We start from the raw sequence: 23,031 nt of genomic DNA on the forward strand, positions 1-23,031 counted from the left end.
CCGGCTGGCGGCCCCGGGCCCGCCTGGCAGGCCTCTGGAGGCCGCGCCCGCTTTACTTGAGACGGCGGTTTGGGCTAGCATCGTCCATCAAACCTGAGCCACAGACCCTGCAATACAAGGCAGCCCCGGAGACACCATCATGAAAGTCAGCGACATCCTGCAGATCAAGGGCAACACGCTCTTCACCGTCACGCCGGATACGCCGCTGCAGCAGGCCATCCAGACCATGGCCGAGCACGACATCGGCTCGCTGGTGGTCATGGAATACGGCGACCTCGTCGGCATGCTGACCTTCCGCGAGATCATCGAGGTGCTGGCCGCCAACGGCGGCACGCTGGGCACCGTGGGCATCCGCAAGGTCATGGACGACGCGCCGCTGACCTGCACGCCGGAAACCGACGTCAACGAGGTGCGCCGCATGATGCTCGAGCGCCACACCCGCTACCTGCCGGTACTCGAAAAACGCACGCTGATGGGCGTGATCTCGTTCTACGACGTGGCCAAGGCCGTGGTGGAAGAGCAGAGCTTCGAGAACAAGATGCTCAAGGCGTACATCCGCGACTGGCCGGAAGAAAAGGAACAGCCGGCGCGCTGAGCCGCTGCGCCTCGTCCGGTGCCGCCACGGCGCCGGATTTCCCCGGCATCGGACTCCCACGAATCTGGGCCTCCCCTGTAGCCGATCCTGCCCGCTGCTGGCATGATGGCGGCGAACTGATGCCCCGGCGGGTCACCGGGGTCCACATCCTGTTTGCCATCGATGAGCCAACAAAGCCAGTTTCGCCTGCTTGGCGTGCGCCGTTTCGCCCCGTTTTTCTGGACGCAGTTCCTGGGGGCCATGAACGACAACGTCTTCAAGGTCGCCTTTACCTCGCTGGTCACCTATCACGCCGCGCTGTTCGACGGCGTCGATCCCCATAGCGCCGCCTTCCTGATCTCCGCCATCTTCATCGCGCCGTTCGTGCTGTTTTCGGCCACCAGCGGACAGATCGCGGACAAGATCGAGAAGTCGCGGCTGATCCGCCTGGTCAAGTCGCTGGAAATTGGCATCATGCTGCTGGGGCTGGCCGGCTTCTACCTGCACAGCGCCACGCTGCTCTACATGGGCACGTTCCTGATGGGGCTGCACTCCACGCTGTTCGGGCCGGTCAAGTTCGCCTATCTGCCCCAGCACCTGGACCAGACCGAACTGGTGGGCGGCAACGGGCTCGTGGAAATGGGCACCTTCGTCGCCATCCTGCTGGGTACGCTGCTGGGCGGCGAACTGGCCGGCCTGGCCGGGGCCGATGGCAAGGTCGTGGGGCCGCTCTACGTGGGCATGATCTGCGTGGTGATCGCGCTGGCCGGACGCACCGTATCGCAGGGCGTGCCGGTGTCCCCGGCGCCCCAGCCCGACCTGCGCATCAACTGGAATCCGTTTACCGAGACCTGGCGCAACCTGTTGCTGGCGGGCCAGAGCCGTGTCGTGTTCCAGAGCCTGCTCGGTATTTCGTGGCTGTGGTTCCTGGGCGCTACCTTCCTGACGTCGTTCTTCAGCTTCGCCAAGGATGTGCTGGGCGGCGACCAGAACGTGGTCACGCTGCTGCTGGCCGTGTTCTCGGTCGGCATCGGCATCGGCTCGCTGCTGTGCGAGCGGCTGTCGGGGCGTCATGTGGAAATCGGTCTGGTGCCGTTCGGGTCGATCGGCATGACGGTGTTCGCGGTGGATCTCTATTTCGCCACGCACGGCCATGCCACGAGCGGCACGCTCAGCGGCGTGGGCGGCTTCCTGGCGCAGTCGGGCCACTGGCGCGTGCTGATTGACCTGTTTTGCGTGGCGATGTTTGGCGGTTTCTATAGCGTGCCGCTCTATGCGCTGATCCAGAGCCGCTCGGCGCCGACGCACCGGGCACGCATCATCGCCGCCAACAACATCCTGAACAGTTTCTTCATGATCGCCGCGTCGCTGCTGGGCGTGTACATGACCCAGGCCGGCTATTCGATTCCGCAGCTGTTCCTGGTGGTGGGGCTACTCAATGCCGTGGTGGCGGTCTATATCTATACGCTGGTGCCCGAGTTCCTGCTGCGCTTCATCGCCTGGCTGCTCGTGCATACGATCTACCGGCTGCGCCGCGTGAACGCCGAGCGGATTCCGGAAGAGGGCGCGGCCGTGCTGGTCTGCAACCATGTGAGCTTTGCCGATGCCGTGGTGCTGATGGCGGCCAGCCCGCGTCCGGTGCGATTCGTGATGGATCACAATATCTTCAAGGTGCCGGGGCTATCGTGGTTCTTCCGCCAAGCCAAGGCCATTCCGATTGCGCCGGCGCGCGAGAATCCCGAACTGCTGGCGCGGGCCTACGACGCCGTGGCGGCCGCACTGGATGACGGCGAACTGGTCTGCATCTTCCCGGAGGGCAAGATCACCGCCAGCGGCGAGATCAATCCGTTCAAGACCGGTGTCACGCAAATCATCCAGCGCACGCCGGTGCCGGTGGTGCCGATGGCGCTGCGCGGCCTGTGGGGCAGCTTTTTCTCGCGCAAGGGCGCGCCGGCCATGACCCGGCCGTTCCGGCGCGGCTTGCTGAGCAAGCTGGAACTGGTGGTGGGCGAGCCCGTGCCGCCCGAAGCGGCCACGCCCGAAAGTCTGCAACAGATGGTGCTTGCCCTGCGCGGCGACTGGAAATAACGATGATCACGCTGTTCACGTTTGGTCCCGCGTTCGGCCTGCCCGACGCCAGCCCGTTTGTCATCAAGGCCGAAATGCTGCTGAAGCTGGCCGGCCTGCCGTACCAGGTCAGACGCGGCAACGTGCGCCGGGCGCCCAAGGGCAAGCTGCCCTACCTGGACGACATGGGGCGGCTGGTGGCCGATTCGACGCTGATCCGCTGGCATATCGAGAAGACGTACCACGTGGATTTCGACGAGGGCCTGACGCCCGCCGAGCGCGGTGCGGCCTGGGCGGTGGAAAAGCTGCTCGAAGACAATCTCTACTGGGCCGTGGCGCGCGTGCGCTGGCTGGAAGGCGACAACTTCGAGCGCGGGCCGGCGCAATTCTTCAACGTGGTGCCGGGGCCGCTGCGTGGCATGGTCAAGGCGCTGGTCAAGCGCCGCGTGCGCCAGATGCTGTGGTCGCAGGGCCTGGGGCGCCATAGTGTCGACGACATGACCGCGATCGCGGTGCAGGGCGTACAGGCCGTGGCCAACATCCTGGGCGACAAGCCGTACCTGATGGGAGATCGGCCATGCGGCGCCGACGCCACCTTGTTTGCGTTTGCGTCCAGCCTGCAGTCGCCGGTATTCGAGACCCCGATCCGGGCGGCCGCCCAGTCGCACGCCAACCTGCAGGCCTACCTGGCGCGCATGCGGGCGCAGTTTTATCCCGATTTCGTGGGTAGCGGCGTGTTTGCACCGGATTTCGGCAAGCCGGCAGCCGGCGTGGGCGCCGCCGAGACGGCCGATGCGTGAGGCATCGGCAGGCGCCAACGCGTCTGCCGGGCGCTAATGGCCGTACAATGTAGCCCGTCCCCCAATTCCTGCGCATTTCAACCATGTCTGGCAATACCCTCGGCCTGCTTTTCACAGTCACCACGTTCGGCGAATCGCACGGACCGGCCATTGGCGCGGTTGTGGATGGCTGCCCGCCGGGCATGTCGCTGACCGAGGCCGACATCCAGATCGATCTGGACCGCCGCAAGCCCGGCACGTCGCGCCATGTGACGCAGCGCCAGGAGCCGGACCAGGTGGAAATCCTGTCGGGCGTGTTCGAGGGCAAGACCACGGGCACGCCGATCTGCCTGCTGATCCGCAATACCGATCAGCGCAGCAAGGACTACGGCAATATCGTCGAGACTTTCCGTCCGGGCCACGCCGACTACACCTATTGGCACAAGTACGGCATCCGCGACTATCGCGGCGGCGGCCGGTCGTCGGCACGCCTGACGGCGCCGGTGGTGGCTGCAGCGGCCATCGCCAGGAAGTGGCTGCGCGAGCAGTACGGCACCGAGATCCGGGGCTACATGTCGCAACTCGGTGAAGTCGAGGTGCCGTTCACGGACTGGAAGCATGTGCCGGAGAACCCGTTCTTCGCGCCGAACGCCGACATCGTGCCCGAGCTGGAAACCTATATGGATGCGCTGCGCCGCGATGGCGATTCCGTCGGCGCGCGCATCGAAGTCGTGGCCAGCGGCGTGCCGGTGGGCCTGGGCGAGCCGCTGTTCGACAAGCTGGATGCCGATATCGCGCACGCGATGATGGGCATCAACGCCGTCAAGGGCGTGGAGATCGGCGCCGGCTTCGACAGCGTGGCCCAGCGCGGCACCCAGCATGGCGACGAACTGACGCCCGAAGGATTCCGCACCAACAATTCCGGCGGCGTGCTGGGTGGTATCTCCACCGGGCAGGACGTGACCGTGTCGCTGGCGATCAAGCCGACATCGAGCATCCGCACCGCGCGGGAATCGATCGACAAGGCCGGGCATTCGGCCAGCGTCGAGACGTTTGGCCGGCACGACCCCTGCGTCGGCATTCGTGCCACGCCGATTGCCGAGGCCATGCTGGCGCTGGTGCTGATGGATCATGCGCTGCGCCACCGCGCCCAGTGCGGCGACGTGCACGTCGAGACCCCGCGCATCCCGGCGCAGGTCAAATCCTGAGTACCGCTTCCTACCGGCCGGGGTCGATCGACCCGGCCACCTATTTCCGTTTCGGACTTTTCTACCTCGGCTACTACGGCTACGTCGGCGTCATCTCGCCGTATGTAAGCCTGTTCTTTGCCGATCGCGGCTTCTCGCCGGTACAGATCGGCGTGCTGATGGCCTGCTTCCAGCTGAGCCGCATCGTCGGGCCCTATCTGTGGGGCTGGCTGTCAGATGTCACGCATACGCGCGTGAAGCTGCTGCGGCTGGCGGCCGTGGCGTCGCTGCTGGCGTTTCTGGTCGTGCCCGGCGTCCACAGCTATGGCGGCATGATGGCGATGATGATCGGGCTCAACCTGATTACCAGCGCCATGTCGCCATTGGGCGATGCGCTGACGATTTCCACGTTGCGGCGCCATGGCGCGTTCGATCATCGCTACGGCCGCGTGCGCATGTTCGGCTCGGTGGGCTTTATCGCGTCCGTGCTGTTGGGCGGTGCGCTGTTCGAGCACTTTGGCATGCCGGCCTTTCCATGGCTGGCCAGCGCGATGCTGGCGCAGTTTGCCGTGGTGGTTTTCGGGCTGCGCGACGCCGAAGACGAGGGCCCGCGCGTGAAGCCACCGCCGGCGCTGCCGCTGCTGCGCCGGCCCGACGTGGCCTGGTTCCTGGCGTCGGCCTTCCTGATGATGTTTGCCCACGCGGCGCTCTACGTGTTCTATTCGCTGTACCTGGAGCAGCTGGGCTATAGCAAGATCGCCATTGGCGTGATGTGGACCATCGGCGTGGTGGCCGAGATCGTGTTCTTTTTCTACCAGGGGCGGCTGTTCGGCGCGCTGGCGCTGCGAACCATCCTGGCGGGCACGTTCGTGCTGGCCGCGCTGCGCTTCGGGGTGACCGGGTACTTCGCCCAGTACGCGTGGCTGATGGCCGCCGTGCAGATCCTGCATGCGGCGACGTTCGCCGCGCACCACAGCGCCAGCCTCAAACGCCTGCAGCGGTGGTTCGCCGGCCCGCTGCAAGGGCGCGGCCAGGCGCTCTATACCGGCATTTCCTACGGTCTGGGCGGCACGCTCGGCGGGCTGGTCATGGGGTGGACGTGGAAGACGCTGGCGCCGATGCACACGTTCGGCCTGGCGGCGCTGGCGGCCACGCTCGGGGCCGGCTGCGCGGTGATGAGCTTCCGGGGCGAGCGCCCGGAAGCCCACCCGGAAGCGGCGTCGCAGGCCTAGGCCAGCAAGCCAGCCACGCGCTCGGCAATCGCCAGCGACGACGTCAGCCCCGGTGATTCGATTCCGAACAGGTTGACCAGCCCCGGTACGCCATGCACCTGCGGGCCGTCGATGCGGAAATCGGCGGCCGTTTCTCCCGGCCCGCTGATCTTCGGGCGGATACCGGCGTAGCCCGGCTGCAGGGCGCCATCGGCCAGACCCGGCCAGTAGCGGCGCACCTCGTCGTAGAAGCTGTCGGCGTCGTGCGGCGGCACGCTGTATTCCATCTCGTCGATCCAGCGCACATTGGGGCCGAAGCGCGCCTGGCCGCCCAGGTCCAGCGTCAGATGGACACCTAGCCCGGCGGCCTCAGGCACCGGGTAGATCAGCCGCGAGAACGGCGCGCGGCCGGCCAGCGTGAAATAGCAGCCCTTGGCGTAGTACTGGCCGGGAATGTGTTCGGGCGGGATGCCCTCGATGCGGCGCGCCAGTTCGGGGGCGGTCAGGCCCGCCGAATTCACCACCGTGCGGGCCAGCAGCGTCGTTTCGCCATCTTCGCCGGCCACTTCGAGTCGAATGCCATCGGGCGTGACGGCGCCGGATACCACTGGCGACTGCACGGCCAGCATCGCGCCGGCCTGTTCCGCATCGCCCAGCAGGGCGGTCATCAGGCCGTGGCTGTCGATGATGCCGGTGGATGGCGACAGCAGGGCGGCGTGGCATTCGAGCTGGGGCTCCAGCGCACGCGCTTCGTCGCGCGTGAGCAGACGCAGGTCATGCACGCCGTTGGCCTCGGCCTTGGCGCGAATGCCCGCCAGCGTGGCCACCTGGGCCTCGCTGGTGGCGACGATCAGCTTGCCGCAGCGCTGGTGCGTCACGTGGTGGCTGGCGCAATAGTCATAGAGCATGGCCTTGCCGCGCACGCACAGCTCGGCCTTGAGCGATCCGGCGGGATAGTAGATGCCGGCATGGATGACTTCGCTGTTGCGGGCGCTGGTGATCGTGCCGAACGCGTTTTCGGCTTCGAGGATGATGACCTCGCGGCCCTGCTGCGCCAGCGCGCGTGCCACGGCCAGGCCCACGACGCCAGCGCCAATCACGACGCAATCCACGTTTTCCATCTGTCTGCTCCTGTCCTGTTCGGTCTGTTTCGATGTCTGGTGTTCAGTCGGGACCCATCCCGAGTCCCATCCGCTGTGCGGCGGCGCTCAGGTGGGCCGATGCGGCGGCGCGCGCCGCTTCGGGGTTGCCGGCGGCGATGGCGTCGACCAGCGCAGCATGTTCGGCATCGGCGGCGCGTGGCGCGCCCTGGGCGGCGTGCAGCCGGGCGCTGTTTTCCCACGCATGCTGGCGGGCCACCAGCAGCTGCTGGCTGACGAAGTCGGTCAGGCCCGTGAAACACGGGTTATGCGCGGCTAGGGCGATGGCGTGATGGAACGCGATGTCGGCCGCCGCGGCGCTGGGGAAATCGGCGGCGTCGCGCTGCATGCTGGCCAGGGCGTCGCGGATCTGCTGCAGATCGGCTGCGGTCCGGCGCAGCGCGGCCATTTCGGCGCAGGCCGTTTCCACTACGCGCCGCAGCTCGAACAGTTGCGCCAGGGTCGGGCCGCCGTCTGGCGTGCTGGCCACGCGCCAGACCTGGCCGCCCGGCGTCTCCGACACGTAGGCGCCGGAGCCCTTGCGCGTGACCAGCACGCCATCAGCCTTGAGCAGGGCAATGGCCTCGCGCACGATGGGCCGGCTGACATCGAAGGTATCGGCCAGCGCCGACTCGGCCGGCAAGCGCGCCCCGGCGGCAAAGCGCCCGGCGGCAATATCGTCGCGCAAGGTCTGGGCAATGCGGCTGGCAAGCGTGGCGGGGCGGGAAAGGCGGTCCATGGCGATCGGCATGCTGTCAGGCTGTCTGACAGCTTTTCGTGGAGCACCGATTCTGCTCGGTCGATTGATAGCCGTCAAGCGTCGACGGAAAGGTCGGTGGCCGAATGGCGTAGACGCCACAAGGGGTTGTCCCGAATAGGGAACGCTACCAACGTGGGGTCAAGGTTCTGTCACATTGGTCGATAGCAGACGCATCAGGATCAATGTGTCCGCCATGGATCCGGGCGGGCAGCCATCCCTTACGATTTCCCGCGTGGGCGCGGTATGCGTCCACGCGCTTCATGGAAAGTCCCTTACGCCATGATTCCGCTTACGCCGCAAGACCTGCCCGTCGGGCAGCCGCTTCCCTGGTCCTTGCTGGACGGACAGGGCAACCTGATGCTTGGCAGCGGCAGCATCATCCCCGATGCACGCGATCTGGCGCTGATGTTCCGGCATGGCACGGTCTGCCGGCCAGACGACATGCCGGAAGCCGGCAACGAGCCCGACGCCCAGGCCGCCACGCGCCTGAGCGCCGGGCCGCTGGGCCTGCAAGTGGGGACGCTGCTGCACGTGAAGACCCCGGGCGACCAGTCGCGGGCTGCCGCAAGCCGCCTGATCGGCTTTATCGAACAGGGGCTGTTTGTCACCTGGCCGACGCTGGGCGGACGCGAGCTGGCCGTGCATGCCGGCGAAGACCTGCTGCTGCGCGGATTCTCCGGGCACGCCATCCACAGTTTCACGTCGACGGTCACGGCGGTGTGCCGCAGCCCGTTCCGATACCTGGTGCTGTCGGCACCCGCCCAGACCGAGCAGATGCCGGTGCGCCGCGCCGCGCGCGTACCCACGCGGCTGGCGGCGTATCTGGTCGACGCCGGTGACATGAGCGCCGAGGCCGAGGCTGGCGACGAAGGCAGCGGTGGCGGTGAGGGCGGGCAGGCGAGCGTCGAGCCCGGCATCGACCAGCGCATGGGCGAGGGCCTGGCGCGGCTGGGACTGCTGTCAGACCTCAGCACCGGCGGCGCGCTGGTGCAGACATCCACGCCCGCGCCGGCGGTGGGCCAGAAGGTACGGCTGCGCTTTCAGCTTCGCACCGGCGCGCTGGATGCCGAAGTCCTGATCGACGCCACGGTGCGCAGCGCGCCGGGGCAGGAAGATGACGAGTTTCCCGCGTTCGGCGTGGCCTTCGACGCGCTGGGCGAGCGCGAACTGACGCTGCTGCAGTGCTTCATCTACGAGCAACTGCTGGCCACGACCTGCATGCCGGTCTGAGTTTGCCGACGGCAATGAAAAACGCCGGCCATTGGCCGGCGTTCCGATTGCTGCGCCAGGCGCGGCTTACATGCCCACGTAGTTCGGGCCGCCGCCACCTTCCGGCGTGACCCACACGATGTTCTGCGTCGGGTCCTTGATGTCGCAGGTCTTGCAATGCACGCAGTTCTGCGCGTTGATCTGCAGGCGTTCCTTGCCGTCGTCGTTCTGCACGAACTCGTACACGCCAGCCGGGCAGTAGCGCGACTCGGGGCCGGCGAACTTTTCCCAGTTGACGTTCACCGGCACGCTGGCGTCCTTGAGCGTCAGGTGAGCGGGCTGGTTCTCTTCGTGGTTGGTGTTGCTGATGAACACCGACGACAGGCGGTCGAACGTGAGCTTGCCGTCCGGCTTCGGGTACTCGATCTTCTGGCAGTCGGCGGCCGGCTTCAGGTACACGTGGTCCGGCTTGGTGCGGTGGATGGTCCAGGGCGGGTTGCGGATGCCCAGCTTCGGCAGCAGCCACTGCTCGATGCCCGTCATCAGCGTGGCCGTGGTGCGGCCCTTCTTGAACCATTGCTTGAAGTTCTTGGCCTGCAGCAGTTCCTTGTGCAACCAGCTCTGCTCGAACGCTGCCGGGTAGGCAGTCAGTTCGTCGTGCTGGCGGCCAGCCTGCAGCGCGTCGTAGGCGGCTTCGGCGGCCATCATGCCGGTCTTGATTGCTGCGTGGCTGCCCTTGATGCGCGAGGCGTTCAGATAGCCAGCATCGCAGCCGACCAGCGCACCGCCCGGGAATACGGTCTTGGGCAGCGACAGCAGGCCGCCGGCCGTGATGGCGCGTGCGCCGTAACCGATGCGCTTGCCGCCCTCGAAATACTGACGGATTTCAGGGTGCGTCTTGAAACGCTGGAATTCCTCGAACGGCGACAGCCACGGGTTGGTGTAGTCCAGGCCGACCACGAAGCCAACTGCGACCTTGCCGTCTTCCATGTGATACAGGAACGAGCCGCCGTAGGTGGCCGGGTCCAGCGGCCAGCCGGCCGTATGCACCACCAGGCCAGGCTTGTGCTTGGCCGGGTCGATTTCCCACAGTTCCTTCAGGCCGATGCCGTAGCTTTGCGGATCCTTGCCTGCGTCGAGCTTGTACTGGGCGATGATCTGCTTGCCCAGATGGCCGCGCGCACCTTCGGCGAAGATCGTGTACTTGGCATGCAGTTCCATGCCGAGCTGGAAGTTCTCGGTGGGTTCGCCTTCCTTGTTGATGCCCATGTTGCCGGTGGCCACACCCTTGACCGAGCCGTCGTCGTTGTAGAGCACCTCGGCGGCCGGGAAGCCCGGGAAAATCTCCACGCCCAGCGCTTCGGCCTGCTGGCCCAGCCAGCGCACGAAGTTCGACAGGCTGACGATGTAGTTGCCTTCGTTATGGAAGCACTCGGGCAGCAGTGGGGCACCCTTGGCGCCGGACTCGTCCAGGAACAGGAACTTGTCTTCGGTGACGGGCTGGTTCAGCGGCGCGCCCAGTTCCTTCCAGTTCGGGATCAGCTCGTTCAGCGCGATCGGGTCCATGATGGCGCCCGACAGGATGTGCGCGCCGGGCTCGGAGCCCTTTTCCAGCACGCACACATTGACGTCGCCGCCTTTTTCCGCGGCAAGCTGCTTCAGGCGGATGGCGGTGGCCAGGCCGGCGGGACCGCCGCCGACGATGACCACGTCGTATTCCATGGCTTCGCGCGGGCCGTACTGCTCGACGAGCTGTTGCTGATCCATTGTCTCTTACCCTCAGTTTCTTCTGGGCGGCAATACTGCCGCATGTTGCAGCCCTCTCCAGGCGTGCGGATTGTGGGATGCGGTAATCGTGGCTCTGCGGAACCGGGGACCATGCGGGGTGCGAGGCGGGTTCGACGTGTGGCGGCACGCGCTTGCCCGGTGCGGGCGCGGCGCGGCATGCGCGCTGACCAGGCCATCGGTGGGTTACCGGGCCGGATCTAGGCGTTTTTCCTCTTTCCCTTTGGGGACCAAGTTCTTAGAATCTTCGGCATTGTCCGGGACTCGACACCCTCAGGCAAGACATTTTTTTGAACGACCGTTCTTTTTTTTGATAAGCTGCGCCCGCGCTGCGGCAGGTGCCGTACCCGGCGCCCGCGATGCGGAACAGCGGGCCGTGCCGGGCCGGCGCGGTTGCTCCCACACCGAGGTAACTATGGGTTTGTCGATCAATCTGGAAGGCAAGGTCGCGCTCGTGACCGGAGCGTCGAGTGGGCTGGGGACGCGATTCGCCAACGTGCTGTCGGCCGCCGGGGCCAAGGTGATACTGGCTTCGCGCCGCGTGGAGCGGCTCAAGGAACTGCGCGCCTCGATCGAGGCAGACGGCGGCAGCGCCCACGTGGTGCGGCTGGACGTGACCGACCCCGACAGCATCCGCGCCGCCGTGGCGCACGCCGAAACCGAGGCGGGCTCCATCGATATCCTGGTGAACAACTCGGGCGTGTCCACCACGCAAAAGCTCACCGACGTCACGGCCGACGACTTCGATTTCGTCTTCGATACGAACACGCGCGGCGCGTTCTTCGTCGCCCAGGAAGTGGCCAAGCGCATGATCGCCCGCGCCAAGGGCGCCGAGAAAATGGGCAACCCGTTGCCACAGGCACGCATTATCAATATTGCGTCGGTGGCCGGTCTCAAGGTACTGTCGCAGATTGGTGTCTACTGCATGAGCAAGGCCGCCGTGGTCCACATGACCAAGGCCATGGCCCTGGAGTGGGCGCGTCACGGCATCAACGTGAACGCGATCTGCCCCGGCTATATCGATACCGAAATCAACCACCACCACTGGGATACCGACGCGGGGCAGAAGCTGATCCAGATGCTGCCGCGCAAGCGCGTGGGCCAACCCGAAGACCTCGATGGCCTCTTGCTGCTGCTGGCGTCCGATGCATCGCGCTTTATCAACGGCGCGGTGGTCACTGCCGACGATGGCATGGTCTGACCGCTGACCCTTCGGGGAGGGGACGGGCCTAGAAAAACAAGCAACAGGAGAAACGCCCCAGACGGCCAGATGGCCAGGGGCGGCCCGGAACCGGAGGCCGGGTTTTGATGGCTCAAGAAGAACAGGCACGGCGCGACGCCGGGCCGCAGCACGTCGTCGATTCGGTGATCATTCCCGAAGCCGCCGACGAAGCGCGCGACAGCGAATTCCGCATTTCACCGCGTATCGAGGACTGGATTGGCGTGATTGTGATGGTGCTGCTGGTGGCCATCACGTTCGCCAACGTGGTGGTCCGCTATTTCACCGACGAATCGTTCGCCTGGACCGAGGAATTCTCGGTCTTCCTGATGATCGTGCTGGCACTGGTGGCCGGCAGCGCCGCCGTGGCGCGCGACCGCAATATCCGCATCGAGTATTTCTTCGATCGGGGCAGCGCGGCGCGGCAGAAGCGGTTGGCCATCCTGTCGGCCGTGGGCGTGGCGGTGATGTTCCTGGCGCTGGCGGTGCTCGGCGCGCGGGTTACCTGGGATGAATACGCGTTCGGCGAGACCTCGCCGGGCATCGGCGTGCCAAGCTGGTGGTATTCGATCTGGCTGCCGGTGCTGTCGGGGGCCATCGCACTGCGCGCGCTGGCCCTGGCCCTGCGCAATGTGCGGGCGCTGAAGGCCCTCCATGCCGCGAACAAGGATGGAGGCCAGCCGCAATGACACTGGTCGCCATCATTCTCTTCGTGGTGTTCATTGGCCTGATGCTACTGGGCGTGCCGATCGGCGTGTCGCTGGGGCTGGGCGGGTTGGTGGCCATCGGCCTGTCGAACCTGGACACGCAGATGTTCGGCCTGCTGGCCGTGCCGCAGAACTTCTACGCCGGGCTGGCCAAGTATCCGCTGCTGGCCATTCCGATGTTCGTGCTGGTCGGATCGATCTTCGACCGATCCGGCGTGGCGCAGCGGCTGGTGACCTTTGCCATCGCCATCGTCGGACGCGGGCCGGGCATGCTGCCGCTGGTGGCCATCCTGGTGGCGATGTTCCTGGGCGGCATCTCGGGTTCCGGGCCTGCCAATGCGGCGGCCGTGGGCGGCGTGATGATCGCGGCGATGTCGCGTGCCGGCTATCCGGGCTCGTACAGCGCGGCAGTGGTGGGCGCCGCGGCGGCCACGGACATCCTGATCCCGCCGTCGGTGGCCTTCATCATCTATAGCGTGCTGGTGCCGGGCGCGTCGGTGCCGGCGCTGTTCGCGGCCGGCATGATCCCGGGCATCCTGGCCGGCGTGGCGCTGATCGTGCCGGCCGTGTGGCTGGCGCGCAAGCACAACATGGGGCATATCGAGGCCGGACTGCCGCGCCCGCCGTTCTGGAAGAGCCTGCGCGAGGCCGCGTGGGGCCTGGTGGCGCCGTTCCTGATCCTGGGCGGCATGCGCGCGGGCTGGTTCACGCCGACCGAGGCTGCCGTGGTGGCCGTGGTCTACGGCCTGTTCGTCGGCATGGTGATCTACCGCAGCATCGGTATGCGCGACCTGTTCACGATCTTTCAGGAGGCCGCGGAAACGTCGGCCGTGATCCTGCTGGTGGTGGCGCTGGCCGGCATCTTTGCGTACGCGCTGTCCACGCTGGGCGTGATCGACCCCCTGGCCCACGCCATCGCGCATTCGGGCCTGGGCGAGTACGGCGTGCTGGCGCTGATCGTGCTGCTGCTGATGACGGTGGGCATGTTCCTGGACGGCATCTCGATCTTCCTGATCTTCGTGCCGCTGCTGCTGCCCATCGCCAACGCCTTCCACTGGAACCCGGTGTGGTTCGGCGTGGTGCTGACGCTGAAGGTGGCGCTGGGCCAGTTCACGCCGCCGCTGGCGGTGAACCTGATGGTGTCGTGCCGTATCGCCCGCGTGCGCATGGAAGAAACCGTGCCCTGGGTGATCTGGATGCTGCTGGCGATGTTCATCGCCATGCTGATGGTGCTGGCCTATCCGCCGCTGGCCACCTGGCTGCCCGACTACCTGGGCTACTGATTTGAACGACAAGACGAAAATGAAACGAGGAGATTCCCGAATGAAACGCCGTGCCCTGATGCTGTCCGTTGCCGCCTCGATTGCCGCCGCTGCGTTTGCCGCGCCGGCCGCGATGGCCCAGACCTACAAGTCCGAATACAAGATGTCGCTGGTGCTGGGCCCCGCGTTCCCGTGGGGCAAGGGCGGCGAGATCTGGGCAGACCTGGTGCGCCAGCGCACCAGCGGTCGCATCAACATCAAGCTGTATCCGGGTACGTCGCTGGTGGCTGGCGACCAGACGCGCGAGTTCTCGGCCATCCGCCAGGGTGTGATCGACATGGCCGTGGGTTCGACCATCAACTGGTCGCCGCAGGTCAAGGAACTGAACCTGTTCTCGCTGCCGTTCCTGATGCCCGACTACAAGGCGCTGGACGCGCTGACGCAGGGCGACGTCGGCAAGTCGATCTTCGGCACGCTGGAAAAGGCAGGCGTGGTGCCGCTGGCCTGGGGCGAAAACGGCTTCCGCGAAGTGTCGAATTCGAAACATGAAATCCGCAAGCCCGAAGACCTCAAGGGCCTGAAGCTGCGCGTGGTGGGCTCGCCGCTGTACATCGAGACCTTCAACGCGCTGGGCGCCAACCCGACGCAGATGAGCTGGGCCGATGCACAGCCGGCCATGGCCTCGGGCGCGGTGGATGGCCAGGAGAACCCGCAGAGCGTGTTCGCCGCCGCCAAGCTCTACACGGTCGGCCAGAAGTACGTGACGACCTGGGGCTATGTTGCCGATCCGCTGATCTTCGTGGTGAACAAGCAGATCTGGGAAAGCTGGACGCCGGCTGACCGCGAGATCGTGAAGCAGGCCGCCATCGACGCCGGCAAGCAGGAAATCGCGCTGGCCCGCAAGGGCCTGGTGGAACCGGGCGCGCCGGCCTGGAAGGACATGGAGCAGCACGGCGTGAAGGTGGTCTCGCTGTCGCCGGCCGAGCATGACGCGTTCAAGAAGGCCACGGCCAAGGTCTACGACAAGTGGAAGAAGCAGATTGGCGCCGACCTGGTGACCAAGGCCGAAGTGTCGATCGCCAAGCGCTGACTGGCCGATGAAACACGTCTTCACCTGCGTAATGCCGATCCGGTGGGGTGACATGGACGCCATGGGCCATGTCAACAACACCGTGTATTTCCGTTACCTGGAGCAGGCGCGGATCGAGTGGTTCGAGTCGATCGGCCGTAATGGCCGGGACGGCAACGGCCACGGGCCCGTGCTGATCAACGCCCACATGACGTTCCTGAAGCAGTTGCGCTACCCCGGCGACATCGAATGCCGGGTGTACGCGGGACAGCTGGGACGGTCGAGCTTCGAGACGAAGATCGAGATCCGCCGGACCGACCTGCCCGATGTGGTCTGGGCGGAAGGTGGGGCCAAGGTGGTGTGGTGCGACTACGCGGTGGAGAAGTCGGTGCCCGTGCCGGAGGCGATCCGGGGGCTGATCGAGGGGTAACGGATAACCTCGGGCAATGCCGAGGGTTGTTCGACGGCCACCGCCGCGAGCCGCACCCAGATGCAAACGGAGGGCAGGGTCCTGGCTCCCTCTCCCGCAATGCGGGAGGGGGGCAAATCCCCCCTCAGTGGTTCACCAGCCGCTGGACCAGGTCCACCGCCGTGTGGGCCCCATATTTCTTCATCAGCCGGGCCCGGTAGATATCTACCGTGCGCGGGCTGATCGCCAGCAGCTTGCCGATCTGCTTGCTGGTCTTGCCTTCCACCAGTTGCGCGGCGATGTCGCGTTCCCGGGCGGTCAACTCGGCCGTGACCGGCCGCTTCTGCGACAGATCCTCGAACGACCAGATGCCGGCGCCCAGCGGATCGTTGCGGTCCAGCGCGCGGCCCGTGACATGGCACCAGAACAGCTCGCCGCTGGCGCGCTTCATGATCCGTTCGTCGGAATACAGCCCTTTGGTGTTCATGACCGGCACGATGCGCGCGCCGGTGCGCTCGAATTCGTCGGCGGTGGGGTAGAGCACCTGGAACGACTGGCCCATCAGGGCGTCGCGGGTGGTGCCGAAGATCCGACAGACCTCGTCGTTGCAATCCTCGATCGTCCGGGCGCGCGAGAGCACCAGGCCGACCGGCGCCAGTTGGAATGCGGTCTGGTAGTCGATGGACGGCATTATCCCTTATGTACTTTTACGTAATGGCGTTCGCGGCATCCGTTGACGTATCCTTTGGGTCGTCAACGGCGGCGCCTGACCGCCGATTGTACCGTTACAATTTCCGCGTGTGGCCAACCGGCCGCGCAAGAGCGGGACTACCGAGGAAGGAGCGAACATGAACAAGGTCTACGCCAGCGCCGCCGAGGCGCTCGCGGGCGTCGTACGCGACGGCCAGACGATCGCCGTGGGCGGTTTCGGTCTGTGCGGCATCCCCGAAGCGCTGATCGCTGCACTGCGCGACAGCGGCGCCAAGCAACTCACCTGCATCTCCAACAACGCCGGCGTGGACGGCTTCGGCCTGGGCCAGCTGCTGGCCACCCGCCAGATCAAGAAGATGATCTCGTCATACGTCGGCGAGAACAAGGAGTTCGAGCGCCAGTACCTGGCCGGCGAACTCGAGCTCGAATTCACGCCGCAGGGCACGCTGGCCGAGAAGCTGCGCGCTGGCGGCTCGGGCATCCCGGCCTTCTTCACCAAGACCGGCGTGGGCACGATCGTCGCCGAGGGCAAGGAAACCCGCGAGTTCCATGGCGATACCTACGTGATGGAGCAATCGCTGGTGTCCGACGTGGCCATCGTCAAGGCCCAGAAGGCCGACAAGGCCGGCAACCTGGTGTTCCGCCGCACGGCCCGCAACTTCAATCCGGTGTGCGCCATGTCCGGCAAGATCACGATTGTCGAAGTGGAAGAGATCGTCGAAATCGGTGAAATCGACCCGGATGATGTTCACCTGGCCGGTATTTTCGTGCACCGCATCGTGCTGAACACCAACCCCGAAAAACGCATCGAACAGCGCACCGTGCGTGCCAAGTAAGGAGACAGATCATGGCATGGACACGTGATGAAATGGCCGCACGCGCGGCCGCCGAGCTGCAGGACGGCTTCTATGTGAACCTGGGCATCGGCCTGCCGACGCTGGTGGCCAACCATGTGCCGCAAGGCATGGAAGTGTGGCTGCAGTCGGAAAATGGCCTGCTCGGCATCGGCCCGTTCCCGACCGAGGAAGAAGTGGACGCCGACATGATCAACGCCGGCAAGCAGACCGTGACGACGCTGCCGGGCTCGTCGATCTTCTCGTCGGCCGATTCGTTCGCGATGATCCGCGGCGGCAAGATCAACCTGGCCATCCTGGGCGCAATGCAGGTCAGCCAGCGCGGCGACCTGGCCAACTGGATGATTCCGGGCAAGATGGTCAAGGGCATGGGCGGCGCCATGGACCTGGTGGCTGGCGTGGGCCGCGTGGTGGTGCTGATGGAACACACGGCCAAGAAGAAGGATGGCACCGAGGACGTCAAGATCCTCAAGGAGTGCAACCTGCCGCTGACCGGCCTGGGCGTGGTGAACCGCATCATCACCGACCTGGCCGTGATCGACGTGACGCCGCAAGGGCTGAAGCTCGTGGAAACGGCACCGGGTGTGTCGCGCGAGGAAGTCCAGGCGAAGACGGAAGCCGAACTGATCTGAGCGGCATCCCGCAGTCTGAAAAAAGCCCCCGCCGGTTTGCGCCGGCGGGGGCTTTTGCTTTGGACGGGAGCAGGGCGCTGGCCGGGTTCGCCGGCTCAGGCGCCCCAGGCTCAGGTCTTGGGCTTGTTGTAGCTTGAAAAGACCGACGCTGCGCCATCGGACTTCACCAGCAGCACGTCGAACGGGTCCTTTCGGGGGCCATATTCCATGCCCGGCGAGCCGACCGGCATGCCCGGTACGGCCAGCCCGGCCGCCTTCGGCCTGGCTGCCAGCAGTTTCCTGATGTCGGCGGCAGGCACGTGGCCCTCGACGCCGTAGCCCTGGATGACACCGGTGTGACACGAGCCGAAGCGCTCGGGAATCCCGTATTTCTTGCGATACACGCCGGTATCGTCCACGTCGTGCGTGGCCACCGTGAAGCCGTTGTCGCGCAGGTGCTTGACCCAGTCCTCGCAACAGCCGCAGGTCGGGCTCTTGTAGACGTCGATCGCCAGGGCCTTCGGCGCCTGGGCGACTGCCATCAGTGGCGACAAAAGCAGGGCGCCGGCGCCGAGCGTGCGCAGGGCATTGCGTCGCGACTGGTGTCGCGATTGACTACGCTGCATCGCTGCCTCCTTATTGCGCCACCCAGCCGCCATCCATGTTCCAGATCGCGCCGCGCACCTGCTTGGCCGCTTCGCTCGATAGGAATACGGCCAGGGCACCCAGTTCCTCGGGCGTGACGAACTGGCCCGACGGCTGCTTTTCCAGCACCAGCTCACGCTTGGCCTGTTCCACGGGAATGCCTTCCTTCTGCGCGCGGGCTTCCACCTGCTTCTGCACCAGCGGGGTCAGCACCCAGCCCGGGCAGATCGCATTGGCGGTGACGCCGGTCTGCGCGGTTTCCAGCGCGGTGACCTTGGTGAATCCGACAATGCCGTGCTTGGCGGCTACGTAAGCCGATTTTTCGGCCGAGGCCACCAGGCCATGGGTGGACGCCACGTTGATGACGCGGCCCCAGTTCTTGGCCTTCATCGACGGCAGGGCAAGACGGGTGGTATGGAAGGCGGAGGTCAGGTTGATGGCGATGATGGCATCCCACTTGTCCACCGGGAACTCCTCGATCTTGGCCACGAACTGGATGCCCGCGTTGTTGACCAGGATGTCCACGCCGCCGAAGTCCTTCTCGGCATAGCGCATCATGTCCTCGATCTCGACAGCCTTGCTCATGTCAGCGCCGTGGTAGCCCACCTGGATGCCGCTGCCGGCGCGGGCGATTTCCGCCTTTGCGCCGTCGGCATCACCGAATCCGTTGACAATGATGTTCGCGCCCTGCGCAGCCAGAGCCTGCGCGATGCCGAGTCCGATTCCGCTGGTCGAGCCCGTGACCAGTGCCGTCTTGCCTTTGAGCATGTAAGCCTCCGTCGGGAGTGTCAGGATGTGCTGTGGCATTGTACTCGCAGGGCGTACAATCCGGCTTTGGCCTGGCGCCGTATTTCGTCACGTTTTGTCCGGTGTTTCGCCGCGGACAAGAAATTCCGAAAAAACTCGCACGCCGCAGGGGATGCGGTGGCACAGCAGGGGAGCTCCAGATGTCTTCCAGTCCGCGCCTCGGATTCGTCCAGTGCATCAGCCCGGTGGGCCTGCATCGCATGGCCTATCACGAATGGGGCGATCCCCTGAATCCGCGCGTGCTGATGTGCGTGCATGGGCTGACACGTACCGGGCGCGACTTCGATGCGCTGGCGCGGGCGATGTCGGACGAGTATCGCGTGGTGTGTCCCGACGTGGCCGGCCGCGGACGCTCGGAATGGCTGGCTGATCCGCATCACTACGTCGTGCCGCAGTATGTGTCGGACATGGTGACGCTGATCGCGCGGCTGAACGTGGAGCAGGTGGACTGGTTCGGGACGTCGATGGGCGGGCTGATCGGCATGGGCCTGGCTGGCCTGCCGAAGTCGCCAGTGCGCAAGCTGCTGCTCAACGATGTGGGGCCGCGCATTACCGCGCAGGCGCTGGAGCGCATCGGCGCCTACCTGGGCCTGCCGGTGCGGTTCAAGACCTTCGAGGAAGGGCTGGCGTACCTGCAGACGATCAGCACATCGTTCGGTCGTCATACGCCCGAGCAATGGCGGGAACTCAACGGCGCCATCCTCAAGCCCGTGCAGGGTGCCGAGGGGTTGGAGTGGGGGCTGCACTATGACCCCGCGCTGGCCGTGCCGTTCAAGGAGACGCCGCCCGAGGCGATACAGGCCGGCGAACTGGCGCTGTGGCGCATGTTCGAGGCGGCGCCGGGGCCGACGCTGATCGTGCGCGGCGCCCAGTCCGACCTGCTGCTGCGCGAGACGGTGGCGGAGATGGTGGCGCGCGGCAAGCAGGTATCGACCGTCGAAATCCCCGATGTGGGGCACGCGCCCACGTTTATCGATCCGGCCCAGATTGCCATCGCCCGGGATTTCTTCCTGGGTACGTAACGAATTTTTGCTGAGAAGAATCTGATATGAGCACCAACACCCTCAAGCGCGCCCACGTGGGCAAGCGTCTGTCCGAATACGCGGTCTACAACGGCGTGGTCTACCTGGCTGGCCAGGTGCCCGAGGTCGATCCCAAGGCCGACCTGCGCGGCCAGACCCGCGAGGTGCTCGGTCATATCGACCGCCTGCTGGCCGAGGCCGGCAGCGACAAGACGCGCATCCTGATGTGCCAGATCTTTCTGACCGACGTCACCCGCATCGGCGAGATGAACGAGGTGTGGGATGAATGGGTGGCCCAAGGCAACACGCCCCCGCGCGCCACGGTGGAAGCCAAGCTAGCCAACCCCGACTACCTGATCGAAGTGGTGGTGACGGCCGCCCTCAATTAATGCAGGCGTTGTGACATGGTGACGTCAACGGAGCTGACGGGCCAGACCGCAGGCATTCCGGATGCCGGGCTCGTCGAACGTGCATTGGCCTTTGTGCGCGACGTGGCGGATGGCGATACCCCGGTGCTGCTGCCGACCGGCGAAAGCGTGCTGTCGCATGCCGAAGGGATGCTGCGCATCCTGGACGGCCTGCGCGTGGACGATGCCGCGCGAGCCGCGGCCTGCCTGTTCGCGGCGGCGGCCTTCGTGCCCGACGCCGAGGCCCAGATCGAACCCAGGTTTGGCGAGGAGGTGGTGCGCCTTGTGAAGGGCGTGCGGCAGCTGCTGCGCATTGGCGCCATCGCGGTGACGCAGACCGATGTGTCGGAAGCGTCGAAGTCGCAGGTGGCCGCGCGCCACGAGCAGGTCGAGGCCTTGCGCAAGATGCTGCTGGCATTTGCGCAGGATATCCGCGTGGTGCTGGTGCGCCTGGCGTCGCGCCTGCAGACCCTGCGCTGGCTGGCGCAGACCAAGACCCCGCCGCTGTCCGGCGTGGCCCGCGAGACGCTGGACATCTACGCGCCGTTGGCCAACCGGCTGGGAATCTGGCAGGTGAAGTGGGAGCTGGAAGACCTGGCGTTCCGCTTCGAGCAGCCCGATACCTACAAGCGCATCGCGAAGCTGCTGGACGAGAAGCGCATCGAGCGCGAGGGCTACATCGCGCAGGCCATCGCGCGCCTGCAGTCCGAACTGGCCTCGGCCGGTATCCGTGCGGAGGTGTCGGGCCGGCCCAAGCACATCTACAGCATCTGGAAGAAGATGCGCGGCAAGGAACTGGACTTTGCCGACCTGTACGACGTGCGCGCGTTCCGCGTGATCGTCGACGACATCAAGGACTGCTATACCGTCCTGGGAATCGTCCACCATATCTGGCAGCCGATTCCGCGAGAGTTCGACGACTATATCTCGCGGCCGAAGGCGAACGGCTACAAGTCGCTGCATACGGTGGTGATCGGCGACGACGGGCGCGCGTTCGAGGTGCAGATCCGCACGCAGGAGATGCACCACTTTGCCGAATACGGTGTGGCTGCCCACTGGCGCTACAAGGAGGCGGGCGGCAGGGGCTATAGCGGCCAGTTTGCGGCCGACAACACCTACGACGAGAAGATCGCGTGGCTACGGCAGTTGCTGGCCTGGAAGGACGAGGCCGACCACACCGTGGCGCACGAGGATTCGCCGTGGGAGCAGCTCAAGCATGCGGCCATCGACGACCATATCTATGTGTTGACGCCGCAGGCGCGCGTGGTGGCCTTGCCGCAAGGTGCCACGCCGGTGGATTTTGCCTACTACCTGCACAGCGATCTGGGTCATCGGTGTCGCGGGGCACGTGTGGACGGGTCGATGGTGCCGCTGAACACGCCGCTCAAGAACGGGCAGACCGTGGAGATCGTGGCGGTCAAGCAGGGCGGCCCTTCGCGCGACTGGCTGAACCCCGAGCTTGGCTATCTGGCAAGCAATCGTGCCCGCGCGAAGGTGCGGGCCTGGTTCAATGCGCTGGATTCGCAGGAAACGCTGGCGCAGGGGCGGGCACTGATCGAAAAGACGTTGCAGCGCGAGGGTAAGACGGCCGTCAACCTGGACGACCTGGCTACCCGGCTCAACTTCAAGTCGACCGACGATCTTTACGCGGCCGTGGCCAAGGAAGAGTTCAGTCTGCGTCATGTGGAGCATGCGTTACGTCACCCGGAGGGCGAGGCGCAGCCGCAGTTCAGCGAGGAAGAGGCCGTCACCAAGAAGAGCCGCGCGACCAGCGTGGCCCGGGGCGCCAAGAGCGGCGTGCTGGTGGTGGGCGTGGATTCGCTGATGACGCAGATGTCGCGTTGCTGCAAGCCGGCGCCGCCCGACGAAATCGTCGGGTTCGTCACGCGCGGGCGCGGGGTGTCGATCCATCGCCGCAGTTGCAGTACGTTCCTGCAGTTGTCGGCGCGGGCGCCAGAGCGCGTGATCCAGACGGAGTGGGGAAAGCGCAGCGACGCGGTCTATCCGGTCGACATCCAGGTGGAGGCGGTGGACCGTCAGGGCCTGTTGCGCGATATCTCCGAAGTGCTGTCGCGGGAGAAGATCAACGTGACGGGGGTGAAGACGCTGTCGAGCAAGGGCGTGGCGCGCATGCAGTTTACGGCGGAAGTGTCCGAGGCCACGCAGTTGCAGCGCGCGTTGCAGCTGATCGAGGAAGTGCAGGGGGTGTTGCACGCCCGGCGAAAATAAGGTTATACTCTGCGCTTCGCTAGGCTCGTAGCTCAGCTGGTTAGAGCACCACCTTGACATGGTGGGGGTCGTTGGTTCGAGTCCAATCGAGCCTACCAACGAACATGCAGTACAACGCCGGAAGCGCATCATGAATATGACAACTCGAACTACTACCGCTGGTTAGCGACAGTAGTCGAGGTGCGCCTTCGACCCGTGCAGGATGCGGGGAAACACAGAAAAACGCGGCCTTGGCCGCGTTTTTTTTCGTCTGTCGTTTGCCAGCGTGCTGCTAAGCTGCCGCGTCGCCCGATGTTGGGTGCAGGTCAGTCCCAGAGATTTCCGTTGCCGGTGTTGTCCGATGCGCGCGTTTGCCCCATCTGGCCTCA

Annotated in this window: 22 protein-coding genes and 1 tRNA gene; 17 read left to right on the top strand and 6 right to left on the bottom strand. The window is 65.7% G+C overall.

What is annotated here, in order from left to right:
* Window positions 1–139: 139 nt before the first annotated feature.
* The 5 genes from CYJ10_RS13960 to CYJ10_RS13980 all read left to right on the top strand — a co-directional run bounded on the left by CYJ10_RS13960 (window position 140) and on the right by CYJ10_RS13980 (window position 5,839).
* A complete protein-coding gene (locus tag CYJ10_RS13960; protein WP_101682074.1) occupies window positions 140–595 on the top strand; it encodes a CBS domain-containing protein in 456 nt (151 codons plus the stop codon).
* Window positions 596–757: 162 nt separating this feature from the next.
* Window positions 758–2,662 (top strand): MFS transporter, encoded by a 1,905-nt coding sequence (locus CYJ10_RS13965; RefSeq protein WP_101682075.1) that lies wholly within the window; start codon window positions 758–760, stop codon window positions 2,660–2,662.
* Between the two features lie 2 nt (window positions 2,663–2,664).
* Complete coding sequence (locus CYJ10_RS13970; RefSeq protein ID WP_101682076.1) at window positions 2,665–3,441, top strand: glutathione S-transferase C-terminal domain-containing protein; 777 nt, start codon at window positions 2,665–2,667, stop codon at window positions 3,439–3,441.
* Between the two features lie 83 nt (window positions 3,442–3,524).
* The gene (gene aroC / locus CYJ10_RS13975) at window positions 3,525–4,628 is read left to right on the top strand and encodes a chorismate synthase (protein WP_101682077.1); all 1,104 of its coding nucleotides are present in this window, start codon (window positions 3,525–3,527) and stop codon (window positions 4,626–4,628) included.
* Window positions 4,574–5,839 (top strand): MFS transporter, encoded by a 1,266-nt coding sequence (locus CYJ10_RS13980; protein ID WP_257993314.1) that lies wholly within the window; start codon window positions 4,574–4,576, stop codon window positions 5,837–5,839. The genes aroC and CYJ10_RS13980 overlap by 55 nt, the downstream gene beginning before the upstream one ends.
* Here the strand turns inward: CYJ10_RS13980 and CYJ10_RS13985 are convergent.
* Window positions 5,836–6,939 carry an NAD(P)/FAD-dependent oxidoreductase gene (locus CYJ10_RS13985; protein ID WP_101682078.1) on the bottom strand — a complete coding sequence of 368 codons (1,104 nt, stop codon included), beginning with the start codon at window positions 6,937–6,939 and terminating at the stop codon, window positions 5,836–5,838. The two genes, CYJ10_RS13980 and CYJ10_RS13985, sit on opposite strands and share 4 nt — an antisense overlap.
* A 43-nt stretch (window positions 6,940–6,982) precedes the next feature.
* A complete protein-coding gene (locus tag CYJ10_RS13990) occupies window positions 6,983–7,696 on the bottom strand; it encodes a FadR/GntR family transcriptional regulator (RefSeq protein WP_101682159.1) in 714 nt (237 codons plus the stop codon).
* 300 nt (window positions 7,697–7,996) lie between these two features.
* Between CYJ10_RS13990 and CYJ10_RS13995 the strand changes: the two genes are divergently transcribed.
* On the top strand, window positions 7,997–8,947 hold the full coding sequence (locus tag CYJ10_RS13995) for a flagellar brake protein (protein ID WP_101682079.1): 951 nt from the start codon (window positions 7,997–7,999) through the stop codon (window positions 8,945–8,947).
* 66 nt (window positions 8,948–9,013) lie between these two features.
* On the opposite strand, the gene CYJ10_RS14000 is transcribed toward CYJ10_RS13995, so the two are convergent.
* Complete coding sequence (locus CYJ10_RS14000) at window positions 9,014–10,693, bottom strand: electron transfer flavoprotein-ubiquinone oxidoreductase (RefSeq protein WP_101682080.1); 1,680 nt, start codon at window positions 10,691–10,693, stop codon at window positions 9,014–9,016.
* A gap of 433 nt (window positions 10,694–11,126) precedes the next feature.
* Here CYJ10_RS14000 and CYJ10_RS14005 point away from each other — a divergent pair, with 433 nt between their 5' ends.
* The 5 genes from CYJ10_RS14005 (at window position 11,127) to CYJ10_RS14025 (ending at window position 15,398) form a co-directional block, all read left to right on the top strand.
* The gene (locus CYJ10_RS14005) at window positions 11,127–11,912 is read left to right on the top strand and encodes an SDR family oxidoreductase (protein WP_101682081.1); all 786 of its coding nucleotides are present in this window, start codon (window positions 11,127–11,129) and stop codon (window positions 11,910–11,912) included.
* 107 nt (window positions 11,913–12,019) lie between these two features.
* Window positions 12,020–12,619, top strand: coding sequence for a TRAP transporter small permease (locus CYJ10_RS14010; RefSeq protein ID WP_101682082.1), 600 nt, complete (start codon window positions 12,020–12,022; stop codon window positions 12,617–12,619).
* The gene (locus tag CYJ10_RS14015) at window positions 12,616–13,920 is read left to right on the top strand and encodes a TRAP transporter large permease (protein WP_180862932.1); all 1,305 of its coding nucleotides are present in this window, start codon (window positions 12,616–12,618) and stop codon (window positions 13,918–13,920) included. Before CYJ10_RS14010 ends, CYJ10_RS14015 begins: the two co-directional genes overlap by 4 nt.
* 40 nt (window positions 13,921–13,960) lie before the next feature.
* Complete coding sequence (locus tag CYJ10_RS14020) at window positions 13,961–14,989, top strand: DctP family TRAP transporter solute-binding subunit (RefSeq protein ID WP_101682083.1); 1,029 nt, start codon at window positions 13,961–13,963, stop codon at window positions 14,987–14,989.
* A gap of 7 nt (window positions 14,990–14,996) precedes the next feature.
* Window positions 14,997–15,398 (top strand): acyl-CoA thioesterase, encoded by a 402-nt coding sequence (locus CYJ10_RS14025; protein ID WP_101682084.1) that lies wholly within the window; start codon window positions 14,997–14,999, stop codon window positions 15,396–15,398.
* Window positions 15,399–15,522: 124 nt separating this feature from the next.
* Here CYJ10_RS14025 and CYJ10_RS14030 read toward each other — a convergent pair whose 3' ends face one another.
* Window positions 15,523–16,068 (bottom strand): PAS and helix-turn-helix domain-containing protein, encoded by a 546-nt coding sequence (locus tag CYJ10_RS14030; RefSeq protein ID WP_101682085.1) that lies wholly within the window; start codon window positions 16,066–16,068, stop codon window positions 15,523–15,525.
* Between the two features lie 157 nt (window positions 16,069–16,225).
* Here CYJ10_RS14030 and CYJ10_RS14035 point away from each other — a divergent pair, with 157 nt between their 5' ends.
* Both CYJ10_RS14035 and CYJ10_RS14040 read left to right on the top strand, forming a co-directional pair.
* A complete protein-coding gene (locus CYJ10_RS14035; RefSeq protein WP_101682086.1) occupies window positions 16,226–16,924 on the top strand; it encodes a CoA transferase subunit A in 699 nt (232 codons plus the stop codon).
* An 11-nt stretch (window positions 16,925–16,935) separates the two neighbouring features.
* Entirely contained in the window at window positions 16,936–17,574 is a 639-nt protein-coding gene (locus CYJ10_RS14040) for a CoA transferase subunit B (RefSeq protein ID WP_066738566.1), read from the top strand.
* Window positions 17,575–17,684: 110 nt separating this feature from the next.
* On the opposite strand, the gene CYJ10_RS14045 is transcribed toward CYJ10_RS14040, so the two are convergent.
* On the bottom strand, window positions 17,685–18,179 hold the full coding sequence (locus tag CYJ10_RS14045) for a DUF411 domain-containing protein (protein WP_101682087.1): 495 nt from the start codon (window positions 18,177–18,179) through the stop codon (window positions 17,685–17,687).
* A 10-nt stretch (window positions 18,180–18,189) separates the two neighbouring features.
* Window positions 18,190–18,966: a 3-hydroxybutyrate dehydrogenase gene (locus CYJ10_RS14050; protein ID WP_101682088.1), complete on the bottom strand. Its 777-nt coding sequence runs from the start codon at window positions 18,964–18,966 to the stop codon at window positions 18,190–18,192.
* Between the two features lie 179 nt (window positions 18,967–19,145).
* Between CYJ10_RS14050 and CYJ10_RS14055 the strand changes: the two genes are divergently transcribed.
* From CYJ10_RS14055 to CYJ10_RS14070, 4 genes are all read left to right on the top strand, one after another.
* Window positions 19,146–20,027, top strand: coding sequence for an alpha/beta fold hydrolase (locus tag CYJ10_RS14055; RefSeq protein ID WP_101682089.1), 882 nt, complete (start codon window positions 19,146–19,148; stop codon window positions 20,025–20,027).
* Between the two features lie 26 nt (window positions 20,028–20,053).
* Entirely contained in the window at window positions 20,054–20,416 is a 363-nt protein-coding gene (locus CYJ10_RS14060) for a RidA family protein (RefSeq protein WP_101682090.1), read from the top strand.
* A 15-nt stretch (window positions 20,417–20,431) separates the two neighbouring features.
* The gene (locus CYJ10_RS14065; RefSeq protein ID WP_101682091.1) at window positions 20,432–22,663 is read left to right on the top strand and encodes a RelA/SpoT family protein; all 2,232 of its coding nucleotides are present in this window, start codon (window positions 20,432–20,434) and stop codon (window positions 22,661–22,663) included.
* A 21-nt stretch (window positions 22,664–22,684) separates the two neighbouring features.
* Window positions 22,685–22,761, top strand: a tRNA-Val gene (locus CYJ10_RS14070).
* Window positions 22,762–23,031: the final 270 nt, after the last annotated feature.

Source organism: Cupriavidus pauculus, from assembly GCF_002858765.1.
Taxonomy (GTDB): domain Bacteria; phylum Pseudomonadota; class Gammaproteobacteria; order Burkholderiales; family Burkholderiaceae; genus Cupriavidus; species Cupriavidus pauculus_B.

What these genes read in the sequence shown, in the direction of transcription:
- CYJ10_RS13960 (WP_101682074.1), top strand. Translation starts at nt 140, where the DNA reads ATGAAAGTCAGCGACATCCTGCAGATCAAGGGCAACACGCTCTTCACC.
- CYJ10_RS13965 (WP_101682075.1), top strand. Translation starts at nt 758, where the DNA reads ATGAGCCAACAAAGCCAGTTTCGCCTGCTTGGCGTGCGCCGTTTCGCC.
- CYJ10_RS13970 (WP_101682076.1), top strand. Translation starts at nt 2,665, where the DNA reads ATGATCACGCTGTTCACGTTTGGTCCCGCGTTCGGCCTGCCCGACGCC.
- aroC (WP_101682077.1), top strand. Translation starts at nt 3,525, where the DNA reads ATGTCTGGCAATACCCTCGGCCTGCTTTTCACAGTCACCACGTTCGGC.
- CYJ10_RS13985 (WP_101682078.1), bottom strand. Translation starts at nt 6,939, where the DNA reads ATGGAAAACGTGGATTGCGTCGTGATTGGCGCTGGCGTCGTGGGCCTG.
- CYJ10_RS13990 (WP_101682159.1), bottom strand. Translation starts at nt 7,696, where the DNA reads ATGGACCGCCTTTCCCGCCCCGCCACGCTTGCCAGCCGCATTGCCCAG.
- CYJ10_RS13995 (WP_101682079.1), top strand. Translation starts at nt 7,997, where the DNA reads ATGATTCCGCTTACGCCGCAAGACCTGCCCGTCGGGCAGCCGCTTCCC.
- CYJ10_RS14000 (WP_101682080.1), bottom strand. Translation starts at nt 10,693, where the DNA reads ATGGATCAGCAACAGCTCGTCGAGCAGTACGGCCCGCGCGAAGCCATG.
- CYJ10_RS14005 (WP_101682081.1), top strand. Translation starts at nt 11,127, where the DNA reads ATGGGTTTGTCGATCAATCTGGAAGGCAAGGTCGCGCTCGTGACCGGA.
- CYJ10_RS14010 (WP_101682082.1), top strand. Translation starts at nt 12,020, where the DNA reads ATGGCTCAAGAAGAACAGGCACGGCGCGACGCCGGGCCGCAGCACGTC.
- CYJ10_RS14015 (WP_180862932.1), top strand. Translation starts at nt 12,616, where the DNA reads ATGACACTGGTCGCCATCATTCTCTTCGTGGTGTTCATTGGCCTGATG.
- CYJ10_RS14020 (WP_101682083.1), top strand. Translation starts at nt 13,961, where the DNA reads ATGAAACGCCGTGCCCTGATGCTGTCCGTTGCCGCCTCGATTGCCGCC.
- CYJ10_RS14025 (WP_101682084.1), top strand. Translation starts at nt 14,997, where the DNA reads ATGAAACACGTCTTCACCTGCGTAATGCCGATCCGGTGGGGTGACATG.
- CYJ10_RS14030 (WP_101682085.1), bottom strand. Translation starts at nt 16,068, where the DNA reads ATGCCGTCCATCGACTACCAGACCGCATTCCAACTGGCGCCGGTCGGC.
- CYJ10_RS14035 (WP_101682086.1), top strand. Translation starts at nt 16,226, where the DNA reads ATGAACAAGGTCTACGCCAGCGCCGCCGAGGCGCTCGCGGGCGTCGTA.
- CYJ10_RS14040 (WP_066738566.1), top strand. Translation starts at nt 16,936, where the DNA reads ATGGCATGGACACGTGATGAAATGGCCGCACGCGCGGCCGCCGAGCTG.
- CYJ10_RS14045 (WP_101682087.1), bottom strand. Translation starts at nt 18,179, where the DNA reads ATGCAGCGTAGTCAATCGCGACACCAGTCGCGACGCAATGCCCTGCGC.
- CYJ10_RS14050 (WP_101682088.1), bottom strand. Translation starts at nt 18,966, where the DNA reads ATGCTCAAAGGCAAGACGGCACTGGTCACGGGCTCGACCAGCGGAATC.
- CYJ10_RS14055 (WP_101682089.1), top strand. Translation starts at nt 19,146, where the DNA reads ATGTCTTCCAGTCCGCGCCTCGGATTCGTCCAGTGCATCAGCCCGGTG.
- CYJ10_RS14060 (WP_101682090.1), top strand. Translation starts at nt 20,054, where the DNA reads ATGAGCACCAACACCCTCAAGCGCGCCCACGTGGGCAAGCGTCTGTCC.
- CYJ10_RS14065 (WP_101682091.1), top strand. Translation starts at nt 20,432, where the DNA reads ATGGTGACGTCAACGGAGCTGACGGGCCAGACCGCAGGCATTCCGGAT.